Annotated in this window: 21 protein-coding genes; 6 read left to right on the forward strand and 15 right to left on the reverse strand. The window is 36.3% G+C overall.

Annotated features, from left to right (window positions below):
• Window positions 1–24 precede the first annotated feature (24 nt).
• Complete coding sequence (locus tag M0051_RS04980; RefSeq protein ID WP_306740447.1) at window positions 25–1,236, reverse strand: PQQ-binding-like beta-propeller repeat protein; 1,212 nt, start codon at window positions 1,234–1,236, stop codon at window positions 25–27.
• Between the two features lie 430 nt (window positions 1,237–1,666).
• Here M0051_RS04980 and M0051_RS04985 point away from each other — a divergent pair, with 430 nt between their 5' ends.
• The 3 genes from M0051_RS04985 to M0051_RS04995 all read left to right on the forward strand — a co-directional run bounded on the left by M0051_RS04985 (window position 1,667) and on the right by M0051_RS04995 (window position 5,308).
• Complete coding sequence (locus tag M0051_RS04985; protein ID WP_306740448.1) at window positions 1,667–2,380, forward strand: hypothetical protein; 714 nt, start codon at window positions 1,667–1,669, stop codon at window positions 2,378–2,380.
• A gap of 215 nt (window positions 2,381–2,595) precedes the next feature.
• On the forward strand, window positions 2,596–4,791 hold the full coding sequence (locus tag M0051_RS04990) for a hypothetical protein (protein WP_306740449.1): 2,196 nt from the start codon (window positions 2,596–2,598) through the stop codon (window positions 4,789–4,791).
• A gap of 13 nt (window positions 4,792–4,804) precedes the next feature.
• Window positions 4,805–5,308, forward strand: coding sequence for a GNAT family N-acetyltransferase (locus M0051_RS04995; protein ID WP_306740450.1), 504 nt, complete (start codon window positions 4,805–4,807; stop codon window positions 5,306–5,308).
• A gap of 393 nt (window positions 5,309–5,701) precedes the next feature.
• On the opposite strand, the gene M0051_RS05000 is transcribed toward M0051_RS04995, so the two are convergent.
• From M0051_RS05000 to M0051_RS05045, 10 genes are all read right to left on the reverse strand, one after another.
• Complete coding sequence (locus M0051_RS05000) at window positions 5,702–6,451, reverse strand: TlpA disulfide reductase family protein (RefSeq protein ID WP_306740451.1); 750 nt, start codon at window positions 6,449–6,451, stop codon at window positions 5,702–5,704.
• 73 nt (window positions 6,452–6,524) lie between these two features.
• Window positions 6,525–6,713, reverse strand: a complete 189-nt coding sequence (locus M0051_RS05005; RefSeq protein ID WP_306740452.1) for a hypothetical protein — start codon at window positions 6,711–6,713, stop codon at window positions 6,525–6,527.
• 35 nt (window positions 6,714–6,748) lie between these two features.
• Complete coding sequence (locus M0051_RS05010; RefSeq protein WP_306740453.1) at window positions 6,749–7,393, reverse strand: hypothetical protein; 645 nt, start codon at window positions 7,391–7,393, stop codon at window positions 6,749–6,751.
• Between the two features lie 60 nt (window positions 7,394–7,453).
• On the reverse strand, window positions 7,454–8,413 hold the full coding sequence (locus tag M0051_RS05015; RefSeq protein WP_306740454.1) for a hypothetical protein: 960 nt from the start codon (window positions 8,411–8,413) through the stop codon (window positions 7,454–7,456).
• 18 nt (window positions 8,414–8,431) lie between these two features.
• Window positions 8,432–9,478 (reverse strand): hypothetical protein, encoded by a 1,047-nt coding sequence (locus M0051_RS05020; RefSeq protein ID WP_306740455.1) that lies wholly within the window; start codon window positions 9,476–9,478, stop codon window positions 8,432–8,434.
• A gap of 46 nt (window positions 9,479–9,524) precedes the next feature.
• A complete protein-coding gene (locus tag M0051_RS05025; protein WP_306740456.1) occupies window positions 9,525–10,772 on the reverse strand; it encodes an MFS transporter in 1,248 nt (415 codons plus the stop codon).
• Window positions 10,773–11,040: 268 nt separating this feature from the next.
• Entirely contained in the window at window positions 11,041–11,769 is a 729-nt protein-coding gene (locus M0051_RS05030; protein ID WP_306740457.1) for a hypothetical protein, read from the reverse strand.
• Window positions 11,770–12,044: 275 nt separating this feature from the next.
• Window positions 12,045–13,595, reverse strand: coding sequence for a DUF4041 domain-containing protein (locus M0051_RS05035; RefSeq protein ID WP_306740458.1), 1,551 nt, complete (start codon window positions 13,593–13,595; stop codon window positions 12,045–12,047).
• A 252-nt stretch (window positions 13,596–13,847) separates the two neighbouring features.
• Entirely contained in the window at window positions 13,848–14,270 is a 423-nt protein-coding gene (locus tag M0051_RS05040; protein ID WP_306740459.1) for a hypothetical protein, read from the reverse strand.
• Entirely contained in the window at window positions 14,270–14,920 is a 651-nt protein-coding gene (locus M0051_RS05045; RefSeq protein WP_306740460.1) for a serine protease, read from the reverse strand. Before M0051_RS05045 ends, M0051_RS05040 begins: the two co-directional genes overlap by 1 nt.
• 1,438 nt (window positions 14,921–16,358) lie before the next feature.
• Between M0051_RS05045 and M0051_RS05050 the strand changes: the two genes are divergently transcribed.
• Complete coding sequence (locus M0051_RS05050) at window positions 16,359–17,276, forward strand: carboxypeptidase-like regulatory domain-containing protein (RefSeq protein WP_306740461.1); 918 nt, start codon at window positions 16,359–16,361, stop codon at window positions 17,274–17,276.
• Between the two features lie 286 nt (window positions 17,277–17,562).
• Window positions 17,563–18,267, forward strand: a complete 705-nt coding sequence (locus tag M0051_RS05055; RefSeq protein WP_306740462.1) for a hypothetical protein — start codon at window positions 17,563–17,565, stop codon at window positions 18,265–18,267.
• 452 nt (window positions 18,268–18,719) lie between these two features.
• Here the strand turns inward: M0051_RS05055 and ovoA are convergent, their stop codons facing one another.
• Window positions 18,720–20,855, reverse strand: coding sequence for a 5-histidylcysteine sulfoxide synthase (gene ovoA / locus M0051_RS05060; RefSeq protein ID WP_306740463.1), 2,136 nt, complete (start codon window positions 20,853–20,855; stop codon window positions 18,720–18,722).
• A gap of 887 nt (window positions 20,856–21,742) precedes the next feature.
• A complete protein-coding gene (locus M0051_RS05065; protein WP_306740464.1) occupies window positions 21,743–21,991 on the reverse strand; it encodes a hypothetical protein in 249 nt (82 codons plus the stop codon).
• Between M0051_RS05065 and M0051_RS19740 the strand changes: the two genes are divergently transcribed.
• Window positions 21,929–22,075: a GlsB/YeaQ/YmgE family stress response membrane protein gene (locus tag M0051_RS19740; RefSeq protein ID WP_373568301.1), complete on the forward strand. Its 147-nt coding sequence runs from the start codon at window positions 21,929–21,931 to the stop codon at window positions 22,073–22,075. The two genes, M0051_RS05065 and M0051_RS19740, sit on opposite strands and share 63 nt — an antisense overlap.
• Window positions 22,076–22,078: 3 nt before the next feature.
• Here the strand turns inward: M0051_RS19740 and M0051_RS05070 are convergent, their stop codons facing one another.
• On the reverse strand, window positions 22,079–22,396 hold the full coding sequence (locus M0051_RS05070) for an antibiotic biosynthesis monooxygenase (RefSeq protein WP_306740465.1): 318 nt from the start codon (window positions 22,394–22,396) through the stop codon (window positions 22,079–22,081).
• On the reverse strand, window positions 22,393–23,340 hold the full coding sequence (locus M0051_RS05075; RefSeq protein WP_306740466.1) for a hydrogen peroxide-inducible genes activator: 948 nt from the start codon (window positions 23,338–23,340) through the stop codon (window positions 22,393–22,395). The genes M0051_RS05070 and M0051_RS05075 overlap by 4 nt, the downstream gene beginning before the upstream one ends.
• Window positions 23,341–23,361 lie beyond the last annotated feature (21 nt).

The raw sequence follows: 23,361 nt of genomic DNA on the forward strand, positions 1-23,361 counted from the left end.
AGGTTATCGTAGTGTTATAATTTTTTATTTCTCAATTGAGTACACCATTAATGAACTTCCATGGCGTACATATAGCTTCTTGTTGTGAATTACCAAATGAGCCCAGTGCTGCTTTTCACCATAAGGAACACGGAATGAACTCACTTTATTGAACGAACCATTGCTTACATCAACCAAAGCAACTTCTCCACTATCTCCATAGCAGTATAGCATTCCATCTGCATAAATCACGTTTCCACGACTCAACATTTTCGCTGAATAAAGGGTTTCTCCGGTTTTCCAATCCAAACAGAACCACTCTCTGTTTGCATGGCCTGATCCATAAATTTTACCATCCAATAAGATCACACCCCCCATTTGGTTGTCCAGTTTCTCATTTCGCCACAATTCTTTTACACTTGAACCATCATCAGACAACTGCAACATTACACCACCTTTGCCATATCCACTAAAGCAGTACAACATTCCATCTTTATACACAGGAGTATTGGGATGAATAGAATATTTATTGGGATGATCAACACTCCAAAGCATTTTGCCATCTTTTGTATCGATACCAACAATTGAATTTTGTGTATGGGTAACCAATAGACTTCTGCTATCTAAATTTATCAAAGCAGGTGAGCAATAGGCCGATTTTTCACCCTTTGCGGCAGATTTCCAGATTAGTTTCCCATTTTTCTTATTTAATGCAACAATACTGGCATCACTTCCACCTGGTGTACAAAAAATCTTTTCTCCTTCAACCAACAAGTTCTCTGTTACGCCCCAGCGAATATTACTGCCTTCATATTCATTTAAAACATTCTTCTTCCAAACAATAGTTCCATCATCAGCATTCATAGCAACAAGCTCACCATGTCCTGTAAGTACATATAGCATTCCATCATTAATCATAGGAGTCGTTCTCACACCATCATAAGAATCCATCCATTCTTTGCCATAAATTTGCTTCCAAATTTGTTTTCCTGAATGATCAAATGCAATCACAAAGCCTTCATCACCTTCTGTTCCTGCAGTGTACACATACTTTTCAGTAACAGCCGCAGATGCGTGGCCATCTCCCAATTGATCGAAATGCCATAACATTTTAGGACCTTCAGCAGGCCAAGATTTTAAAAGATTAGAATCAGGATATTTACCATCTCTGTTTTCTCCACGCCATTGAGCGTTATTCTGTGTAAAACCAGCAAAACTTGAAATAAGAATTACCAGGGATAAAAAAATACGTAGCATGCTTGAATCATTTATATTTGTTAAAACTCTATAAAGATAATTGCTATGAGTTTTATTATAGACAAATTCACCCCTACACCTTCAAATATGTTTTAGGTCTAAATAAAAATGCAATTCTCCTAGCATTTTTTGTACCAAACATGAAAAACAACTACTGTCCACTACTGTAAGCAACCAAACACTATTTAGATCCCATCTAATCATGTCCGATTTCGTTACATCACCGTCCGTTATTGAACTTTTCAGACTTGCAAGTCTTTATTTTATTTACAATAACATTCCAAACTCACCCCAAGCAAATAAAAGGCATTATTAATTGGCTCTGGATATTTAAAACTGTTTTAACAAGTTTTTAACTTTCTTCTTTCTTCTTATAAGAATTGATCAAAATAAAACCATTATATTGTAGATCAAATTAAGATATACACCTATGAAAAATCTATTATTATCCTGCCTTTTTATTACTGCCATTTTATTATCGGCCTGCAAAAATGAAAAACAAAGCAAATCGATTGACGTCCCTGATGGAAACGAAAAAATTAAAGTAACAGAATTGATTAATGGCAATACATACACCTACATCAAGGGAAACAACGAAAACAGTGAAATTTGGGTTGCAATCAGGAAACAGCCAATAGAAATAGGCAAAACCTATTTTTACAAGAATGCCTTGCCAATGAAGGATTTTCACAGCAAAGAGTTAAACAAAACGTTCCCATTAATCTATTTCTTAAACTCTATTTCAAGTGAGCCATCTGGGAAAGCTGATCCTCACAGCAAATCACAAATGAAAAAGCCAAGTGCTGTAAAAGTTGAAGTAGACATTAAAGCCAGCGACGACTTTACAAACATCCAAAACATTTTCAAGAATAAAGATAATTTAGTCAATTCAGTTATTAAAGTAAAAGGAAAAGTAACCAAGTTCAACGAAAATATATTAAACAGAAACTGGATACACATTCAAGATGGAACGGAGCACAATGGCAATTTTGATTTAACGATTACCTCTACACAAACAGTTAGCATTGGTGAAATAGTTGAATTTAAAGGCGTTTTAATTACCGACAAAGATTTTGGAGCCGGATACAAATATGATGTTCTTATTGAGAATGCCGAAAAATTAAACAATACAAAATCTCAATAAATTTTATAATAAACTTTTGATCATTTAATTTATTTTATATAATTTTAATAGTAATCTCAATTACTACATACAACATTACTTTTTACCCACTATGAAAAAACGGCTTCGGCCGTTTTTTTTTATCACATTTTAACCGACAATCGCTAAAAAACATACCATAACAATTTCAATTAAAAATCGATTTGTTAATTTTAATGTTGATTCAAAACGAAGCTATGCAAAAAAGTAAGCAAAATCATCACATACTTTTTATACTTGTTCTTCTTTCTATAGCGAACATGTTTGCCTGTAAATCAGACAACAATCCAATTTTCCAATCAGATCAATTTAATATCTACCCAAACCGTGTTGAACAAGGCGAATTCATAGCTATAGCCAAAAACAAAAAGGAAATTAATTCCTCATACCCTTCCTTAAAAAGTAACAAGTGGAAATTAAAACGCAGCTTATTTCATTATCCCTCATACCAATCGAATCATGAAATATTAAATGCAATATACAATTTGTCTTTAGAGGAGATAGACCGAAAAATTTTAAACGACAGCATCTTTTCTAAAGAAAACATCACAAGCACTACCTTGGGGTATTCGGGCATGTTGTCATTGGCAATACTTCATCCTAAAGCATGTCAAAATAGTCTAATGCAAAGGGTGAAGAACGATAGGATCATTCAAGATGCAGGAACCGGAGGCTCGTGGCCCATTAGTTCGGATCGTTTGATATGGGCTACAGCTGCATGGGATACTTACAAAGTAACTGGCGATACTGATTGGCTTCGAAGAACCTACTTCATTATTAAAAACAGCATTGATGATGACATCAATTTAATATGGGATTATCATTCTCATCTGTTTAAAGGAGAAGCATCATTCCTAAATCGCCAGGAACAATCCTACCCCAAATGGATGTCGCCTACCGACATTTACGAAACCTATTCCCTATCTAACCAAGTTGTTCACCATAAGGCTTTGCAAATACTTATTGAAATGGGAAACCTCCTTGGTAAGGATATACAAAAGTACAAACACATCTCTGAAGCTTTAAAAAAGAGCATCAACAGCAAATTTAAAATAGAAGACAAAAAATACCTTGGTCAATTTCGATACAACAAATACAATTTGGTATCACCACATTCCGACGCACTTGGAGAATCGCTTGCCAATATTTGGGATGTAAGGGAAAATTCAGTTGAAAACATTCCAATACATCAATTTGGAGTAGCTTGTTTTCATCCACAAATTCCCAACGTAGCTAACTATCACAACAACAGAATTTGGCCTTTTGTACAGGCAACATGGAATTGGGCAGCAGCAGAAAACAAAAATACAAAAGCTGTACTATGGGGGCTTGCCTCTTCGATTAGATCAACAGCACTATTTCTAAACAACAAAAGAAGCTATTCGATTGAAAATGGAGATTTCCAACCTACAGAAAATGATTCGAATGAGCAACTTTTAAGTGCATCTGCTAGCATATCTAATTTTCTTCATGTTCTGATGGGAATGAAAATCACTACAGAAGAGCTGGAATTTAAACCTGTTATTCCACGAGAATTTAAAGGAAAGCAAGTACTAAGTAATTTCAAATACAACAAGGCCATCCTTCATATTGAAGTGTTGGGTTTTGGAAACAAGATTAGCTCATTTACTTTTGATGGAACACCCTACAAAAGAGCCGTTGTACCCAAAAACATCGAAGGGCATCACAAAATTGTGATTAAAATGAACAATGAAATCCCAATTGATGAGAAAATAAATGTAGTTGAACATTTGTATTTGCCAGAAACTCCAAGCTTATCCTACAAAAACAATCAATTACAGTGGAATGAGATAAACAACGCAACACATTATAAGGTTTATCAAAATGGAGAACTTTTGCTCGAAACAAAAGACAAGCACATGGTTGAAGTTAATTTTACGAACCCTGTTGAATTTTGTATACAAGCAGTGGATAGCTTAAATCAACACTCCTTTCTTTCCAAACCAGTTCTTCTTTATGAAAGCAAGTATGAAAAACTGATAGAAGCAGAGGCATTTCTGAGCAAGCGAATATCATCCTTTGTTACATTAAAGAAAACCGATAAAGAACCATACTACTTTCAGGTTAAAGCATCCAGAGATGGAAACTACAAACTGAGCTTTTTGTATGCAAATGGAAATGGAGATATGAATACCGGGGACAAATGTGCCAGTAGAAGCCTCTGGCAAAACAAAGGATATATAGGCTCTATTGTTTTTCCTCAAAGGGGAAAAGGCAAGTGGAATGAATACGGATACTCCAATTCTTTTTATGTAGATCTAAAAAAAGGTTATAATTTTTTCAAAATTAGTTTCGAAGAGTTCAACAACAACATGAATGGTGAGCGTAACGATGTTCGTATTGATAAAATTAAATTATTAAGATTGAACTAATTAAATGAGAATCATGAAAGTTGTATTGGAAACAGAGCGTTTACAATTAAGAGAATTTACTCCTGAGGATGCACAGAGCATGTTTGATCTAAATGCCGATCCTGAGGTTATCAAATATACCGGCGATCCCCCGTTCGAATCTGTCGAACAGGCCAAATCATTTCTTCAGAATTACAATGACTACAAAAAGAATGGCTTCGGAAGATGGGCCATGATAACAAAAGCAGAAAATGAATTCATTGGCTGGTGTGGATTAAAACTAAACGAAGAAAAGCTCATTGATCTTGGCTTTAGAGTCTTCAGGAAACATTGGAACAAAGGATACGCCAGCGAAGCAGCAAAAGCTTGCATAAGATATGGTTTTGAGACATTAGGATTCGAACAAATCATAGGACGAGTTCTTTCCGAGAACAAAGCTTCCATTAAAGTTCTTGAAAAGTTGGGAATGCAATATTGGAAAAGTGGTACATGCCATGGATTTGAAAATGCCAGATACTACAAAATCATCAAAGCATAATCAATTGCCATAAAAATATCCCTGCAAATTAAAACTCGCAGGGATAACATCGATTAGTTAGTATAGTGGTTAGCCAAAATCACACTTAATTTGCCTCTTTGCAAAACAACATATTTCTCAATGTAAAGCAAGTTAACATTACCCCAATTAAGCTTAATTCAGGTTAAATCTTCATACTTATCACTCTCCCAAAAACCAGGATATATGCGTACAATTCGCACACACAAGGCAGGTAGCTGAGCGATTGGCCCAGTCGAAATTAAAGAAAGAAGCTACAGCCGTATTTAATTGCGCTTCTCGCTCATAAAATAATACCCCTCCACATATCGGACACTTCAACTGATTTCCCTTTACTTCTACTCTTTGCGGTTCTGGTTTATTAAATAATCCCATCTATTTTAAATTTAATTTTAACACTTTCTCAATCTCATTCCTGATTTCATCCCCATCACCTAAAACGACCTCTCCATTTTCACTCACTACACTTTCAACACCCCCCATCACCTGTCGAACAATGCCATTTCTATCTATTACAATGGTTTTAGGATAAGCTGTTATTCCAATTTGATCGATAAGCGCTCTTCCCTCCACCAAATGGTAAAAATCAAAAGGATAATCTTGCAATACCTTTTTTACCTGATCTGCACTATTAAAAGTAATGGATACAAAGCGTACTTTTCCCTCATACTCCTTCTTAATTTGATTCAAAACCGGCATCTCTTTTTTACAGGGTCTGCAACCATTAAACCAAAAATTCAGTACCAAGGGAGCATTCAATAAACTATCAGAACTGCAAGTATTACCTTCCAAATCATGGAGTTTAAAATTTGGAAACTTTTTCCCCACCATTTCATACACCTTCTCGGTACCCGACAAATTAATCTTAACGCCTCCATCCATAACCATTTGCCTTTTGTAGACAATCACAAGAGAATCATTTCGTCTTGTTTCATCCACAACAATCAGATTCACATTAACAGTAGGCTTTGATTTGTTCTTGTGAATCAATACATCTTTTATCTGATCAAACTCGGCCTGATCGATAATTCTGCTTTTACCAAACTCCTTGTAATATTTGGTTTGCGACATAAGACCAAATGAAAAAGCCATAAAGGATAACAGAAATAATGTAATTCTTTTCATATTGCTTTACTTTATCAATTCTACAAACTCTTTATAATTGCCCTAACTAATTCCATTCGTTTGTCCGAAAAAATTACTCCTTCTTTCTTCCAACATTAAACAAGTAGAAAATTAAAAAACCAACTCCCACACCAATCAGAGCACCAGAAAGAAAACTTGTCCATTCATCATCAACAATTAGAATTTCATTACTGAAAGAATACAATAGAATACCAGCCACTAAGGCTACCAATGCAAATACTAGTTTATTTGTTTTTCTCATGAATTTATTTTTAGATGAAGTGCCCCAAGCTTCCTTTATTTCACCTCAAATGTCACAGGCGTAATTTTGATTTGATCCGGCAGATTCCTAAACATACTTCTATTCATTTCAAACACACCCTTTTTCTTTAGCCTCACACCAAACTCCCATACCGTGTTATGTACGCCATTTACTATACTTGTGGTAACCGACCTGGCATTCACCTTAAAAATTTCATTCTCTTTAATTACGGCTGTAAGCGATCCATTAAACTTACCTCTTAACTTGATTGTAATTTCCGCTCCCACTTTTCCTTCCTTGGGCATCTCAATCTTAAAAATCTCTTCGGGCTGTTCTATCACCTCAACAATTACTGTATTCGAAACAAACTCCCTGCCCATCATCTTTATGGTATAAGGCCCCAATACATTCTTTCCTATCTTATTGGGCACTTCGCTTACAAAAGTTCTAAAATCATGATTCTGTTGATAGTCACCAAAGAAACCATCCCAACTTTTTGTATCTCTACCTTTAAAAATATCACTCTCAATTCCTTCCAGTGTCAAACGCACTTTTACACTTTTGCCCATAACAATAGTATCGCTTAAAGCACTAGCCTTCAAATTCAACTCTTTTTGTGCGCAGGCCGACATCGTATAGCAGAAAAGCAGCAATACCATCAAATTCAATTTATTTTTCATTTTATACAGTTTCATTAGCTAAGCAATCTATTTTCAATTCGTTCTATACAGCAAAGGTCATTAGTTTATACTCTTCCTAATTCCAAACCTCTTGTTTTGATAATCAATCACGATTACATCATTCAGAAAAAGAGCATTTCCCGTCAAACCGAACACATTGTTCGATTCATAGAAAAAATCATACTTATTAGATGGATCGTAGTACACCTTAAGTTGAGGCAATACTTTCTCCCCAAATCTTAATTCAACATTGGATTCCAAACCAATGATTTTTTTCTTTTCGCCCCACGAGTTGATCAACAATGAATCAACAGCCTGGCTATCGCAAATCATTCTGGCATTTTTCTCGGGAGCCGATAATTGAAACATACTTGCTCCAGTATCAAACATCACCCTAAAATCTTGTCCATTGGCAGAAAATGGCAATAACAACCTGTTGTCTTCATTTTCCTTTAAAAACTGAAAGGGAATAAAAGAATATTCTGATACATCCACTGCCGAAGGATTGGCTATACTCATCCTATTGTTCGGATAATCTATAATGAGAATCTTATTTTTTAAAGCATCTACCCCAATGGACCCTATTAATATTTCGACTTCAGGACTAAGGGAATCAACTGGAACTTTCACTCCATACCCCTGAAAACAAGCCGCATTCACATTGCAATCAAATTCACCTCCAATCTTTACATTCAAATCATTGATATGTGGGCATTCATGCGTTTGCACCTTACACAAATTAATGGTATCCAACTTACTCTTCAAATCGGGATACTTTGGATAAAAGCTACCAATAGTATTTCCTCTAATTACAGTCTGATTCGAACCAAGATCCAACTGCATTAAAAAACGATTCGGCAAATTTTCAATCTGTACCGGCAACAGGATTGCCAATTTCTCGATATATCTCCCCGAAACACTATCATTCACCCATTTAAATTCAGCAAATTTCTGCGCTTTCACTTCATTCTGCATAAAAGCCAAGGCAAGAGTCACAAATACAAGTATTCTAAATTTCATATATTCAGTTCACAAACATTAAAAATCAAAGTCAAATCCACCATCCGAAACAGAATCAAACCAGCCACCGCCATCCGATTCAAATGCCGATTCGAACACACCACTATCACTGGTATCCAAAAACGAATCTCCTTCAAGCAAAGTACTTCCATCTGAAGCCGATAAGTCTTCAATGCTTACATCCTTATCAAAAATACTTCCCTCAACGGCATCCATTCCCGATTCTCCAACCTCGCCAAACAAATGCCCTTCCTCATTAATAATTTCCGCATCAGAAACATGAATATTCCTGTCAAAACAAAGCTCCGACCACAACACTGAGTACAACAAGAAATCGCCAAATCCATAGTATGTATAAGGAGTTCCTGCATAACTCGAAGGCTTAGCCTCTTCTCTGCTCTTTTCGGCCTGCTCTTTCTGAACAATCATTCGCTTGGTCGATTGAATCTTCACATCATCCACTCGCATTCGCTTTTGCAACTCAAAACTCAGGTTGTTTAGGAATGAATCAAACTTCTGCTTGCTATCATTGATATAGCGGTCGTAACGCTTTTGATTTTTAAACACGCCATTCAGCTTATTTTTCAGCTGTTCACCCTTCAAATCACCAAACTCCTTCAACAATCCACTTACAATAATCTCAATAGGATATTCATTTACCTTGTGGTTTCGATTCACACTAATCTCAATCAAATACTTAAACTCCTCATCTTCGTGCTCCAAGACCATCCACAAAGAATCAAAGTATTTCGACATGCTTTCATCAATCTCAATAGAGTACTTGTCCATGGCAAAATCCAAATCAGCCTTCTCTCCTTTGGTATCGAAATAAATCTCAATATCATCATGATTGATTCGAATCACATTATCAATCCCCATGCAAGCAAATGTGGAATGCATCTGTTGTATGATCGAGATGGCCTTTAAAGTTTCAATCTCTTTCTTATCACCAACTTTTCCTCCTGTAATATGATAAAACAGTTTCCTGAAACTCCCCTCAGGCTTCTCAACCTTAATGTGAGTCAATTGCTCCGGATCAACCGTTACTTTTCCTCTTAAAAACATATCTGAGTTTTAATATTTTCCTTCCTTTATTCTTATTACTTTATCCTTATTCTTTACCAATTGATTTCTTAACTCCAAACATCAACACCCCACTTGCCAGCATAATCCCCATCAAAATCAAAAAAGAAACAGTAGCTCCAATGTTCTCATACATTTTCACTCCCAAAATTATTATATAACTAGATAAACCTACAATTAAAAAAGAAAATCCTTGAAACAAACCTTTGTGCTTCAAAGGTGAACTTCGGTATACTGAATAAAACATTACAGAAGAAAGTAAACTATCCGAAAGCACAATCATAATCATGACGTTTAGAAATACCACATTGCCACTAATAATATTCGACAAAGGCTCATAGCCCAACACCAAAGTACAGGCCAACACACAAATGGCAATTCCTAACAGAATAAAATTAAATATCACCTTCCAATTCATTCGTTTCAAGCGTGATACCACAAAAAGAAATATCAACAAAAACATAATAGACAAATAAGGTAGCAAGCCATCTGTAAACCAACTTAAATCTATACTATTCGGCAAATAATCTCTCATGGCAAAAGTAAACGACAAATTTTTCTGATTCAATACAAAACGAATTAATACTCCAATCGATATCATAGCAACCAATATCAATTTATTAATCCTTCTAATTGAAACTTCAGTCTGATCCTCCTTCTGTTCTGCTACCAAATCCAATTTTCTATATGCTTTCTTAAACATGAGGAAACACATTAAAGCGAGTCCCGCAAAAACAAATGCAGCAATAAACACCGCTAGGTATCCCAACTGATTCTTCAGAACATTAGCCAAGAAAGCTGCCAACATTGCAGCAACACTTACAATTATAGAATACCATATAAAACCCGGTAAAGCTTTTATCTCTTTGCCCTGTTCGTTATAAATATTACCCAAAAACACAATCTGGTTAGGCGTTATAATAGCATGACCAAAGCCCATAATTAATAATACCATTACCACAAGCCAATTAACATTTGGAATAAAAACAAACAACAAATACATCACTATCATCATCAGAAACCCCAGCTTAACAAACTTTATCCGGTCGCATACATCACCTATCCAACCTGAAAATAAAGACCCTACCACAAACATCCCATAAAATAGACTGTATTGTATGCCAGCTGTTTTAGCTTCTACTCCAATTCCATTGGTTAAGTACTGCATCAATATTGCCATTACCATATAAAAGGCAATTCTTTCAAATGCTTTCGATAGCAGCAAAAAGAAAATTCCATTTTTCTGCTCTGCATTCAATCGTGTTCTTACATCCATATCAATCATTAATCTTATTCTACCAACTCACCCCAACTTTCTCCACACTCAAATTCTTACACTCAACTCCCCTTCTCCTCTAGGAGAAGGGGCTGGGGGTTGAGGTCTTTTCATAACACACCATTAAGCTAGCAAACTTCCACATCTCCCAACAAAGGCAACTATAATCCCTGCCCAAAATCTACACGAAAAGGTGTTGTACTTGTTGTTTATTTATTGATCTAATTATATTATAATCTCTTGATAGTGTATTTTCAATGTGAACCCATTAATTATTTTCGTAAAAAAAGAATTCATGAATGGAGATAATACTCTTTCTGCTTATTTGCACTAGATCTTCCGTCTCTTTTAAAAAGATTCCTAACGATTTTTCGTTGTATACAAATTTCATTTCATCAGAATAATCATTCGTAACATACATATCTCCATTAAGCTTAAAGAAAGGAATCACCAACTTACTCTTTATTTTAATTCCCTTATTTACAATCTTTCCCTTTTCAAGTTTTTCACGAATAAACTTTTCATCTTTGACGTCCGATGCTGCTTTTACATATGCAGTCATCATATTAATCCATTCTGTTGAACTAACTAAAAACCACTTAATTTTATCGAAATCAATTCCATATTCGTTAATCCACCCTTGGCTTGTAAATGCAAGTAATACATATTTATTTCCATCTAAAACGGGATTATCCTGACGAGTAAACTCTTGAATTTCATAGGTAATTACAGATACCGAAGACAAATCCTTAAGCTTCTTACCATCAAAGTCAAGTGTTTTTAATGAAAAACTTTTCATTTCGGGTCTATTTGATAAAATCCATTCAGTTGCTGTTAATTCAGCACGTTCTTCCATTTGCTGAACAGCAGCAATACCTGTACCTATAGCCACTAAGGCTCCTGCAGCAATCGCAGCAGCTTCCTTTTCTTGAGCCTTAACGTTATTTGGAATTAAATAAACTACAATCAAAAACAGTATTGCAATGGGCTTTCTCATGATTAAAATTCTTTTTAGGTTAGATACTTTAAGTTTTATATAATTACTTGGTTTAAGTATTGGTTAGTATCAATCTGCACTAATGAGAGCATTGATTGATTTATTCATTTACAAATTCAATCATTTTCAACCTTACTTTCTCATGGTAAAAGTCTTCTACTCCTGTGAATTTCCAATTCACAGGTTTCGAGTTTGGGTTTTACAATCCTACAAAATCAATTTTCAAATTCTTTACCCATAAGTCCTGATTACAAATCAGGATTAGCGAGGGGGTATTAGTTTACTCCAACCATCTTTTGTTCTCTTCGTTTTAATTCAACACTTTCACGATATTCTTTAGCTTCTGCTTTCATAGTCCACAGAGTTTCTAGGTTAAGATTATCAATTTTTTCTTTAATTGTAGTTATCGGAACAGTAAAGAACTCTTTTCTATAATTCACTTTATTAACTCTGTTATTTTCAAACACATCGTGTAATTCCTTTTCTAATTTAGGGGCATCTTCTGAATGTATCATAGCGTGAACATCAAAAGAAAAAGGAACCGAGGCATCGCCAAGTTCTTTTACTCTATCCATTGGTTCCAATCTTCTTGTTAATCCAATTTTCACAACTTCTTCTCCAAACGAACCAATATTAGAAATGATATAGACGTGACCTCGCTTAGTTTGTTGTGCCATAGATAAAGCTCGCTGGCCTCGTTCTTCCGCATCCGATAACTTTTGTTTTATTAGAGCTAGTTCTTCTTCAAGCTTAGCTCTATCGTCCGCTGCTGCTTGAGATAGTTTCGCTTCAGCTGCTTTCATAGCTTTTGCTAGTAGTTTTTCTTCTTTTTCTGCTGCTTTAAGAGCTCTTTCTACTTCTCTTCTAACCTTTTCTTCTTCACGCATTGCTTCGCGAATAGCTTTTTGCTCTTCTTGGTCTCTTTTCTTAAGTTCCTGTACAGTTACAGCTAACTTCAATTGTTCCATTACAACATCAAAATATCTTTCATTAATTCGAGCATTTCTAAATGGTTTTCCATTGTGATTAACAATTCTATAAGCATCTTTTAGCTCTTGCTTGAGCTTGCCAAAATTGTCGTGCTTTACTTTTGACATTATTGTATCAACTTTTCCGTTAAACGCATCAATAACAAACTCAATGGCTGTTTCTTTTCGGTGAGTTTCTACGTAATCACAATCTCCAACCTCTCTATTCTTAATCATTGATTTTATCAAGGCTCTTATTTGAGTTAATTCCTGTCCAGCTTCTTTATGTGTATATTCTTCTGCTAAATCATCTAATAAACTTCTGTTAGGTATCAAATACTCATCACCATAGCCTTTGATTATATTTTTCATAGCTTTTACTGTTTGAGAGTATTGATCTGCATATTGTTTCGCTTCCCAAGCTTCACCTGCAGTTTCCTCAGCCTTTTTATTTGCCTCATCCTCTATTTTCTTAGCTAAACTATGTGCTTGCTCTAAAACGGCCTCTGCCTTTTCTTTTACCTCCTTGGCCGTAATTCTTGCATCTTTTTTAACAGAAGCAGCTTCAATTTCAGCTTTTTCTTTTAACTCTTCAACTTCCTTACGAGCAACTTCTTGATTTTTTTGTATTTGTTTTGAGATTCTTTCAAGTTCAACTTCAATATCCCTTATCACTTCATATTTTCTTAAATACTCAGTATCTCGTTTGTACTTTTCACTTTCCGCCTTATAAGAATCAAACTCTTTGTCTTTCTTAATTAATTCTTTCTTTTTCTCATTAAGGTCATTTTTCAACTTCGATTTTTGCAGCAAAATAACTATCAGAAAAACACCTACTATAATTAATAACACCTCCATACTTAAATTCTTACTGGTTAATATTCAACTCTTTGCTTGTTACTAGTTTTAATTCCCACAACGGCAAATTGTATAGTGCGTAGGGCATTAGAAAACACTTTCTTGTCAAATCGCTAAGTAGCCAAAGTATAGGTTTGACACCTGCAGTTTGACTATTCGTCAAAGCTGCGCTTCGGCGGTGCTGTATAAAGCACGAATGATTAAATACTCACTTACTGCCCTATGCGCTATACAAAATGTTGGGTACAGTTATTAATTTACACAATATGCATTTAATCCCATCTTCCCGGCAATCGACAGCATAACGGCAACTGCTGGAGCTAATAATGTGGCAGCAAAACCCAAAGTCGCACCTAAGGCAGCAGAAATAACTGAAATCCAAATCGCCTTAACAACAGGAGATTCCATATTAAGTTTTTTTCTTTCCTCCTCATAATCTGGATGATTACAAACAAACTTCTTAAACTCAGCTTTAAATTTTTCGAGAAAAGGCTTAGTATCTGCTGATTGTAAGCCACCAAAAGGAACATTATCCTTTGGTCCATTTGCGGAGAGCCACTTTTCTACTGCATCTTCTTCTCCATATTCATCAATCAATGTCACAATTGAATTTCGCTGATATGCTTTTAATTCTGATAACCAATTATCTAATGTTATATTTTGTATTGCTCCCATTATATCATATCATTTAAATATTCTGCTGAAATACAATGTGTTGTTTGATGTAATTCTTGAGGATTAATACCCCCAAGAGAAATACCACCTCCTTGAGTTGGAGCATATGCACCTATTAATACACCAATTATTTTACTTAGTCTTGGGGAAAATATTAATCCTCCAGATTGTCCAGGTCTTGCCTGAGTATTAATTACAGCATGCTTTGACTTAATAGAATTAGATTCTAAAAGTACTTTAGCACCAATTTCAGTCTCTTGAAATGTTAATACTCTTCTTCCAGCGACACAATGAGGATAACCAAAAATGCCAACTTTATCTCCAACATTTACTTCGTCAAACGAACCAATTTGAGGCAATTGTCCAGAAAATGTAATATCGGCTTTCAGTACACACAGGTCTTTAATTGGATCCATTTCTAACACTGTCGTTTGTACTGGTTGGCAGCTTGTGTCAGAAGTATCTTGATAAGCATTGATGTCTCTAATATGTGGAGCAAGAATTACAAGATTTGATGGGTCAGAACCAACAACATGTTTTGATGTTGCAATCTTTCCATCATTAGTAATAATAAATCCAGTACCTAGCATACTGACTCCACTGGGTGTTATTTTTCCAATAACCACCACAATTTGTGTAAAAATATTCATGTTATGTTTGTTTTAATTGTACCCAAAGCACATATAAATGCATTATCGCATTTATTTCTCTTATATCGCTTATTGCACAATACATACCATATCGGTCAGCATCGTGCACCTTTCCTTCGGTATATTCTCACATCCCTTTTGCGCGAACTAGGAACAAATCCTTTCTAAGGTTCTCTTTTCCTAAAACTCTCTCACTCCCCCAAATCTACCAAACCCCACCCTCAATTCAAAACTTATGCTCAACTAATTTCACTCACAAAGCTATTGCCCATTCAAATTATCCAGTTAAACTAATTCAATCCAAATCAATGCCATTTAAAATACCCTCAAACGGCCAATAATTGCAAACAAAATGCAGAAAACAGCAATCAAGTTGACAAACAGAGAAAAGCTATTCATACCAATAAAACACACTTTCATCATGATTAATTGAACTTTAGAGTGACTCAAAGTTCATTTCCGGCAAAAACACACCCATTTTATTAATTATCATATTTTGAATGATTCTAAACAGTAATTATTTAAGTTTTCTTAAAATTATCGGGAATAGTAGTAAATTCAATAAATACAGGTTAAACATCTCAACTTTTTAAAACCTTACATTTCAAGTTTATTTTGTATTGTTAATTATTCTTTCATACATTCGATATGAGTTTAGCTAAACAATACGATATATATTATCAATTTACTGCATTAGCGAAGAACAAGAGAAGGATTTGTGAGAATGAAAAGAATGCATCGTTAAATGCGAGCCCTTACATGACTGACAGATTGATTTAAGATTAATCCAAATCAAATTACACAGTCATTTAGCCCTCTTACACATACTTTAGATACATTAAATCGTTTTACAGGTACACTTACACGTACTACAGGTACATTTAACCTGACAATCAGTCCTCTTCATCATTGTCCAGATCCATTTAATCTGACAATTAGTCCTCTTAACGTTACTCCAGATACCCTTAATCAGTTTACAGGTACACTTACACAAGGTCCAAATCCAATGAATTTGTAAATCTGCCTGCTTCATCATTGTACAGAGCCATATAATCTAACAATTAGCACTCTTAGCTTTACTACAGATAATCCTGATCAGTTTACAAGCACATTTACAAGTAGTCCAGGTACTTTTAACTTGTAAATCAGCCCTCTTCATCATGATTCAGATCTATTAAATACTACAATTGATCCTTTTAATGACACTGCAAATATTCTTATACATAGTACAGATTCATATTATTTATAAATGAAAACTGGCAAACCATATATATTCCTCCCTTTAAACCTTAGGCAACCACTGCTACCATAAGGATACAGGCAACTGTATCAAACTACTACCCTCCTCACACTTTTGTGAGTTGAATACCAATTTACTTTCTTAATTTCCGGTAAGTGCTAAAAACAAGAAGTCACTTATTGATTAATATTCAAAAAAATGATAGCAAGACAATCAAGTAAGCTAGCAAGCTATCAGCACCTCGAAGAGGCGTTGAACGACAACCAATCGGTATTCGAAACCGATGAATCTACAAAAGCTCAAATCATGGTATTTACAGGCTATCATACCAGATTGCGCACATTACGTAACGATTTGAATGAGCCAACACAGTGGATCACTAAGGCAAAGCGAGAATTGTTCGAAGAACTTTCAGACAATTCCAAGCTGGTAATCGTAGCGCTCATACGTTTCGCCAACGATACCAACAACCAGGAGCTGATCAATAAGCTGGATACCATACAGGAAAAATTATTGAGAACCTCTCAAAGCATACGTCTCGATGCTGCAGAACAATTGCACGATTTGGCGCTTGAAAACCAAACCGAATTGGCCAACTACTCTATTACAGCTGAATTCATAACTGCTTATAAAAAATGCATGGATGATATCGAGGACAAAAATGCAGAGAGAATTCGCATCAAAGAACAGAACAAACTCAACAAAAAGGAGTTTGAAGAATTGATTCGAACTACCGATATCTTTCTGAAAGAAAAGCTCGACTGGTCTATCGAAAGCTATCGTGTTTCTCATCCCGATATGGTAAATGCCTACTTTAGCGCACGCAAACTACAAAAGACTAACACCTCACATATCGACGTGCGAGGATTTATTGTAGACAAGGAAACTGGATCAGCCATTTCCTACGGTGAGGTAAGCGTTGTAGAGAACGATATGCAAACCAAAATCACTAAAAATGGGTACTTCTCATTCAAGAATTTCCCTGATGGTGAATTCACGCTAAAGGTAGAGAATATCAATTACGAAACTACAATGATTACCATTCGTCGTTACAGCAACCAATACCTTAACATTAAAGTAGAGATGCAGCCACAACCGGTTCCTCATCCGGCATAAAACAAACATCCTTACTGATGTTTATATAATAACTGTAAAGCCAAGGCATCCCCTTGGCTTTATCTGTAAAATGCTTTATGAATGAATAAGCAGAGTTCGATGTATAGCAGACATGGCATTTACACGATATTTACAAGTTTTAATTTCACCATCAAGTATTTATCAGATACACTTCATCAAATCTAACTTCAACAAAATACCATTACCCAAACAAACAATTTATCCTAATCCTTATTTTATTTTGAATTATTATCCTTACTTTTAATCAAAACATACAATAAACACAATGACAAAATATTACATTATTCCTGAAGCCTTCGAAGAAGCCATGAAGGCAAAAAACTTAAGCTCTGAACAAATTTTTGAAAAGTTAAAATTAAAACAATCAATCTTTGAATCTATTTTTTCCGGAGTGAAACGAATAGATGAATACAGCATTTTAGTACTAACAGAAATATTCGAGTTCGATTTTCATAAGATCATTGAGAAATCACAAGATCCTCACTACTCATTCAAAAATAAATGGGAGCAAAACCATAAGGATCAAGAAAAGTCACTTCCTATTATCACTGAACCTGATTTCACAAAAGATTACAAACTAAAACCAGCTGAAAAGCATTACCTAACACAACACAAGTGCACTTCATGTAACCATCTAATATTAGAAGCGCTAAACTACTGCCCCAACTGTGGGAATCAACTCCCTGAGCAAGTACGCTTTTGTAATGCCAATCAAGCCTTCGAAACTTCAACTGATCAACACAGGTTGATTTATCCTAATGTCCTAAAAACACGACTAAGGAAGCTAGGTCTTTTAATTCATGATCTGTCTACATCCCTTCCATTAACAAAACCAGCCTTCCAAGCTATTATGAAAGGGCAAATGACTGTTAGACCTGACATACAAAAATTAATATCTAAAAAATTAGAAGCTCCTGTTCATTACTGGTCTGGCGAAGCTGAAGAAATCATAACTGAGAACGACGAATAAAACACAACACATTTCTTCACATCCGGCTTGAAGACAAAACAAACCATATTATCCGTCGCAATAAACACACACAAAAAACATCAATCCCACTTGCGACGATTCCATTTAAAACATATTAACCCAGGGTGGCAGTCGCTCTCGCTCCTTTACCCTGGGCTATTAAGATATTTGCCCTTCAGGCAAACCCTCCAAATAACAATCCCTTCAATCAAGAACCGTCACCAATTTATCACAATCCCGATTCAAACCAGTTCGGTATGAGCAACGCAGGTGGGGTACCCATAGGCAAAAATGATGACTAAAAAGAAATTCTGTGGAGTGAGGTACGAACGCAACTATTATTTCTTTTCATCATTGAGCCGTAATGGGTCACCGAGTGCTTACACCTAGACTTTTTGATTCTTTTGTGGTAATGACAAAAGAATAGCCCATCCGGCTTGAGGATAAAAACATCACTTCTTTCTCCAAACCGTCATTTCTGCAACCGTATGCTGAAACTTACGCGATGTTTCCCTTATCACAAAAGGCACATCTTTAGGTCCTTCCACCATTTCAAACTGATCAGACAAGATATCCTTCAAGCCCTGTAGCGTAGAGTATGGTTCTCCGTCTTTTCTGAAGCCACCAATCCAGTTTTCTACTTCAGTGAACTCATCCAACCAGGTATAAGGAGAAGTCAACACCAACAAACCATCCTTATTGATTCTATTGGCAATCTCTTTTAAGAATTTCTTCGGATCATACAGTCTATCCAGCAAGTTCCCGGCAAAAACCAAGTCATAACCCGAATACAAAGTCTTCAAGTTGCAAGCATCAGCCTGGTAAAACTCTACCTTATCTCTATATTGATCCAAACCAAAATCACTCAGTTTAAACTCCTGGTAAGAATTCAGTTGCCCCTCCTCCTGTCTGATGTAATTCAACTTCCCGCTCTCTTTAAGCTGCGTACCAATTCGAATGAAACGAGCCGAAAAATCCAGTCCCGTAACATGATCGAAATACTTCGCCAGTTCGAAGGTCATGCGTCCGGTTGCACATCCCAAATCCAAAGCATTACTTCGCTTCACATCCTTTATGTGGCTTTTTATTAAACCAATACACGAAAGCGCATAATTTTCTACACCAAAGTACTTTTGCCCGTACTGGAACTCACAATATTGCGATACCAACTCATCGGTTTCATAATAATCGGATTTGATTTCTACCTCCTCTTCCGATTCGATATATCGGAATCCGGCATGCTGAAAGAAGTGACGACGAAAAGCGTAACGCGAATCTCGAATCGCAAGATTCCCCGTTGAAATCCACGATCCCCCTTTTATCAGATTGTGCTTGGCATCAAAAGTAGGAGTCGAAAAATCATCATAGAAAGGATGCACCTCAAAACCATCCAATCCTGAGATCGGCATTTCGGTCCATTGCCACACATTCCCAACCACATCGTAAAAACCAGCCGATTCAAATTGATCTATCGGACAAGGAGATGCATAATGCTCCAGATTGATGTTTCCAGGGGCTTGTTCCCATTCTGGTTGATCTGGCATTTGCACACTATCATATAAACGATAATACTCCGCTTCGGTGGGCATTCTCAATTTCTTTCCCACTTGCGCCGATTTCCAATTGCAAAAAGCCTTGGCCTCCAAATAATTTACTTCCACAGGCCAATTCCAGGGCATTTCAATCTCCTCGCTCATCAAACGAAGTCTCCACTGCTCTCCATCCTTCAACCAAAAGAATGGGAAGCTGCATTTCTTGTATTGCACCCAGGCCCACCCCTCTTCGGTCCACCATTTTTCGTTTCCATAGCCATCATCATCTACAAAGCCTTTAAACTCCTGATTCGAAACCAAATACTTCGAAGCATTAAAAGATTTAATTTCAGATTTGAAGCTTCCAAATTCATTGTCCCAACCATAAAGGGCATCATCACGATCCTTTCCTATGCTCACCCTACCAGCCTCTACTCTATCCAATACATTTTCAGGAGCCACATTACTATCTGTGCAGCTTTCAAACAAATCAATTTGCTGTACCTGATCAACAGGCAATTGCCTGATCAATACAGATGATGTCTCAATGTGAATACGCTGATGCTCAATGCCCATTAAAATTACCCAGAACTGAGATTCCCAATTGACAGGCATTTTTAGGGGAAGTTCAAGAATTAGGTTCTCGATTATTTGCTTCACTTGCCTGCGATACTGCTTCACATCCTCCAATTTAGGCCAGTCGTAATGTTTTTCATTCAAATCGTCCCACGACATTTCATCCACACCAACCGCAAACATCGATTCAAATTTGGGGTTCAATCTCTCGTTTAGAATTCCCGCCAGAATCAATTTATTAATGTAAAAGGTAGCCGTATGTCCAATATAAAAAATCAAAGGATGGCGAAGCGGATCAGCCCTCATGTAAAAAGCCTCTTCCGTTTTCAGGCTATCGTACAATCTATTATCCAACTCCCAGGTGACTTGAAAATATTTTAAAATCTCCGCCCTCTTTTCCTCAGGTGTACCCTGATTTAAAATTGGAGATTTGTTTACAAGTATGTCATTATCTAATAGGATATCTTTCTTATCTTCCATTACAAATTTCATTAAGCTTAATACTCATTTGAAGTTAATGAAAAAACAAAGCATCACAAATCAAACGTACAAAACCCTACTCATTTAAGAGAAAATTAACAGCTCGAAAACTAACCAATCCATTCTCCGTCGCAATAAACAAACCATACAAAACAACACTCTCAATTGCGACGATTACATTTTAAACACATTAACCCAGGGTGGCGGTCATTACCATTCCCTTCCCCTGGGCTATATGTTCTTTGCCCGTCAGGCAAAAACTACTAAGAATACTAAATCAATTAAAAGATTAATCTCGATCGGGAGCCGCCAATCGGACGCGAGTCGGGGCACACCGTCACCATGGAATGGCGAGCAGTATCCGATTGGCTTGATTCTTTTGCTTACTTTTCTCATCTAAGGAACCGAGCATTGCGAGCTCATGAATACCCGTTAAAATTATGAATGAATAAAAAAGTAAGAGCCCGTCTGGCTTGAAGACAAAACCAATCCATAGTATTCGTCGCAATAAACACACCACACAAAACAACACTCCCAATTGCGACGATCCCTTTCAAAACACATTAACCCAGGGTGGCGGTCATTACCATTCCCTTCCCCTGGGCTATATGATATTTGCCCTTCAGGCAAAATTCATTTAAAACATCACTCATTTATTGCAGTAACAGTGACATTCAAAAATTTGTTGGGACCCATAGATGAAAAAGTCGTTAAGAACAGAATTCCATGACTGAGGAACGAAGGAATATTATTCTGTTTAGACTTTAAATCGTTATGGGTAACTAAATTTTTGACGTCTAGATCTTTTGGTTCTTTTATAGCAATGATAACCGAGCTTTGCGAGCTCATGAATGCCCATGAAAATTATGAATGAATAAAAGAACAGCCTATCCGGCTTGAGGATAAAAATAATACGTCTGGCTCGAAGACAAAAACTTACATATTTTTTCGTATCTTAAAAAAAACCAATACGCAACATCATGACCTACATTCTCTTTATTATCATAGGAATCATTGCCGGCTGGCTGGGTAGCATTATCGTTAAAGGCAAAGGACAGGGACTTCTCATCAACATGATCGTGGGAATCATTGGAGCCTTCATTGGAGGAAGCATCTTGGATCACCTCCACATCCATATGCCTGGTTTTTTTGGAGTACTAGTCGCCTCAACACTTGGAGCCGTTATACTAATATGGTTAATTGGATTAATTCGTAGGTAAGCCTTATTTCTCAAAAAAGTAATCCGAATCCACCCTACAGATCCGAACGGCATATTTCTTATACCACTCTTCCTTTCCGCGTTTCTGGGCAATCTTATGCGCCGGATGTTCCTGCCATTTTTGAATTGCCTCTAAACTCTCCCAATAAGAAACCGTTATGCCCAATTCATTTCGTGCCGATTCCACTCCCAGGAATCCTGCTTGTGTTTGGGCCAACTCTATCATTGTATCGGCCATTTCCGAATAACCTTCATCTCCTTCTGCCCTTACTGATGAGAAAATTACAGCATAATATGGTGTTTTAAATGTCTTGGCAATCATTGTTCTGTAAAATTTGTTTTAACCACTTCCTTATTCTCTTTATTTAGCATTTGCCTGGGTATGCAATCCTTAATGGTAGCAATCACCGCGTTCAAAAGATTCTTTCGCACCTCGCTTTTCAGTTGAATCAAACTGATTTCCCTTACCTTATCATGTCCTTTGATCTCTTTGAGCAAGTCCTCCTGGTCGGATGGAATCATTAATGTTGCCAACTCAGGAACAAAAGTAATTCCTCCTTTGTATTCCACGATTCTTCGTAAGGCATCAATATTATTGCTTTCGTAAACCAGTTCATTTTCCTCTTTTCTGTTTAAAGAACAGATGTTGGTTACCTGATCCATAAAACAATTTCCTTCCTTAAGCATCCAAATGCTATCATGATCTAACTCATCAATACCGATTTCATCTATAGCAAACAAATCATGCTTATCGGAGACATACAAATAGAACTTTTCATAGAAAATCGGGCAAACTTCCAAATTGCTCTTCAATTGAATTGGAGTAGAAATGATTCCCCCATGCAAACTACCATCCTTCACTCCTTGTAAAACTTCCTCGGTTATCATTTCCTTAACGGTGAGCTTCAATTTCGGATATCGCTGATTAAGCTCATCCACAAACAAAGGCACTAAATATGGCGAAAGGGTTGGAATGATTCCCAAGCAAAGCTCTCCTTGAATGTCTTCGGATAAATTCACGGCAAAATCTTCCAGGTGCTTCGATTCTGTAATCAACAATTGCGCTTTCTCCAAAAAAAGATTCCCATTTGTAGTGGGTTCCACCTGTTTCCTACTTCTATCGAAGAGTTTTATACCCAATTCTTCTTCCAGTGCTTGTATTTGCAGGCTAACAGCTGGTTGCGACACTCCCATAAACTTGGCCACCTTCCCATATCCGCCTAATTTTTGCAAAGCCAAAGCATATTCAAGCTGTTTTAAGGTCATACGCTAATAATTATTTTTAAT

Origin of the sequence: Marinifilum sp. D714 (assembly GCF_030851345.1) — a bacterium.
GTDB lineage: Bacteria > Bacteroidota > Bacteroidia > Bacteroidales > Marinifilaceae > Marinifilum.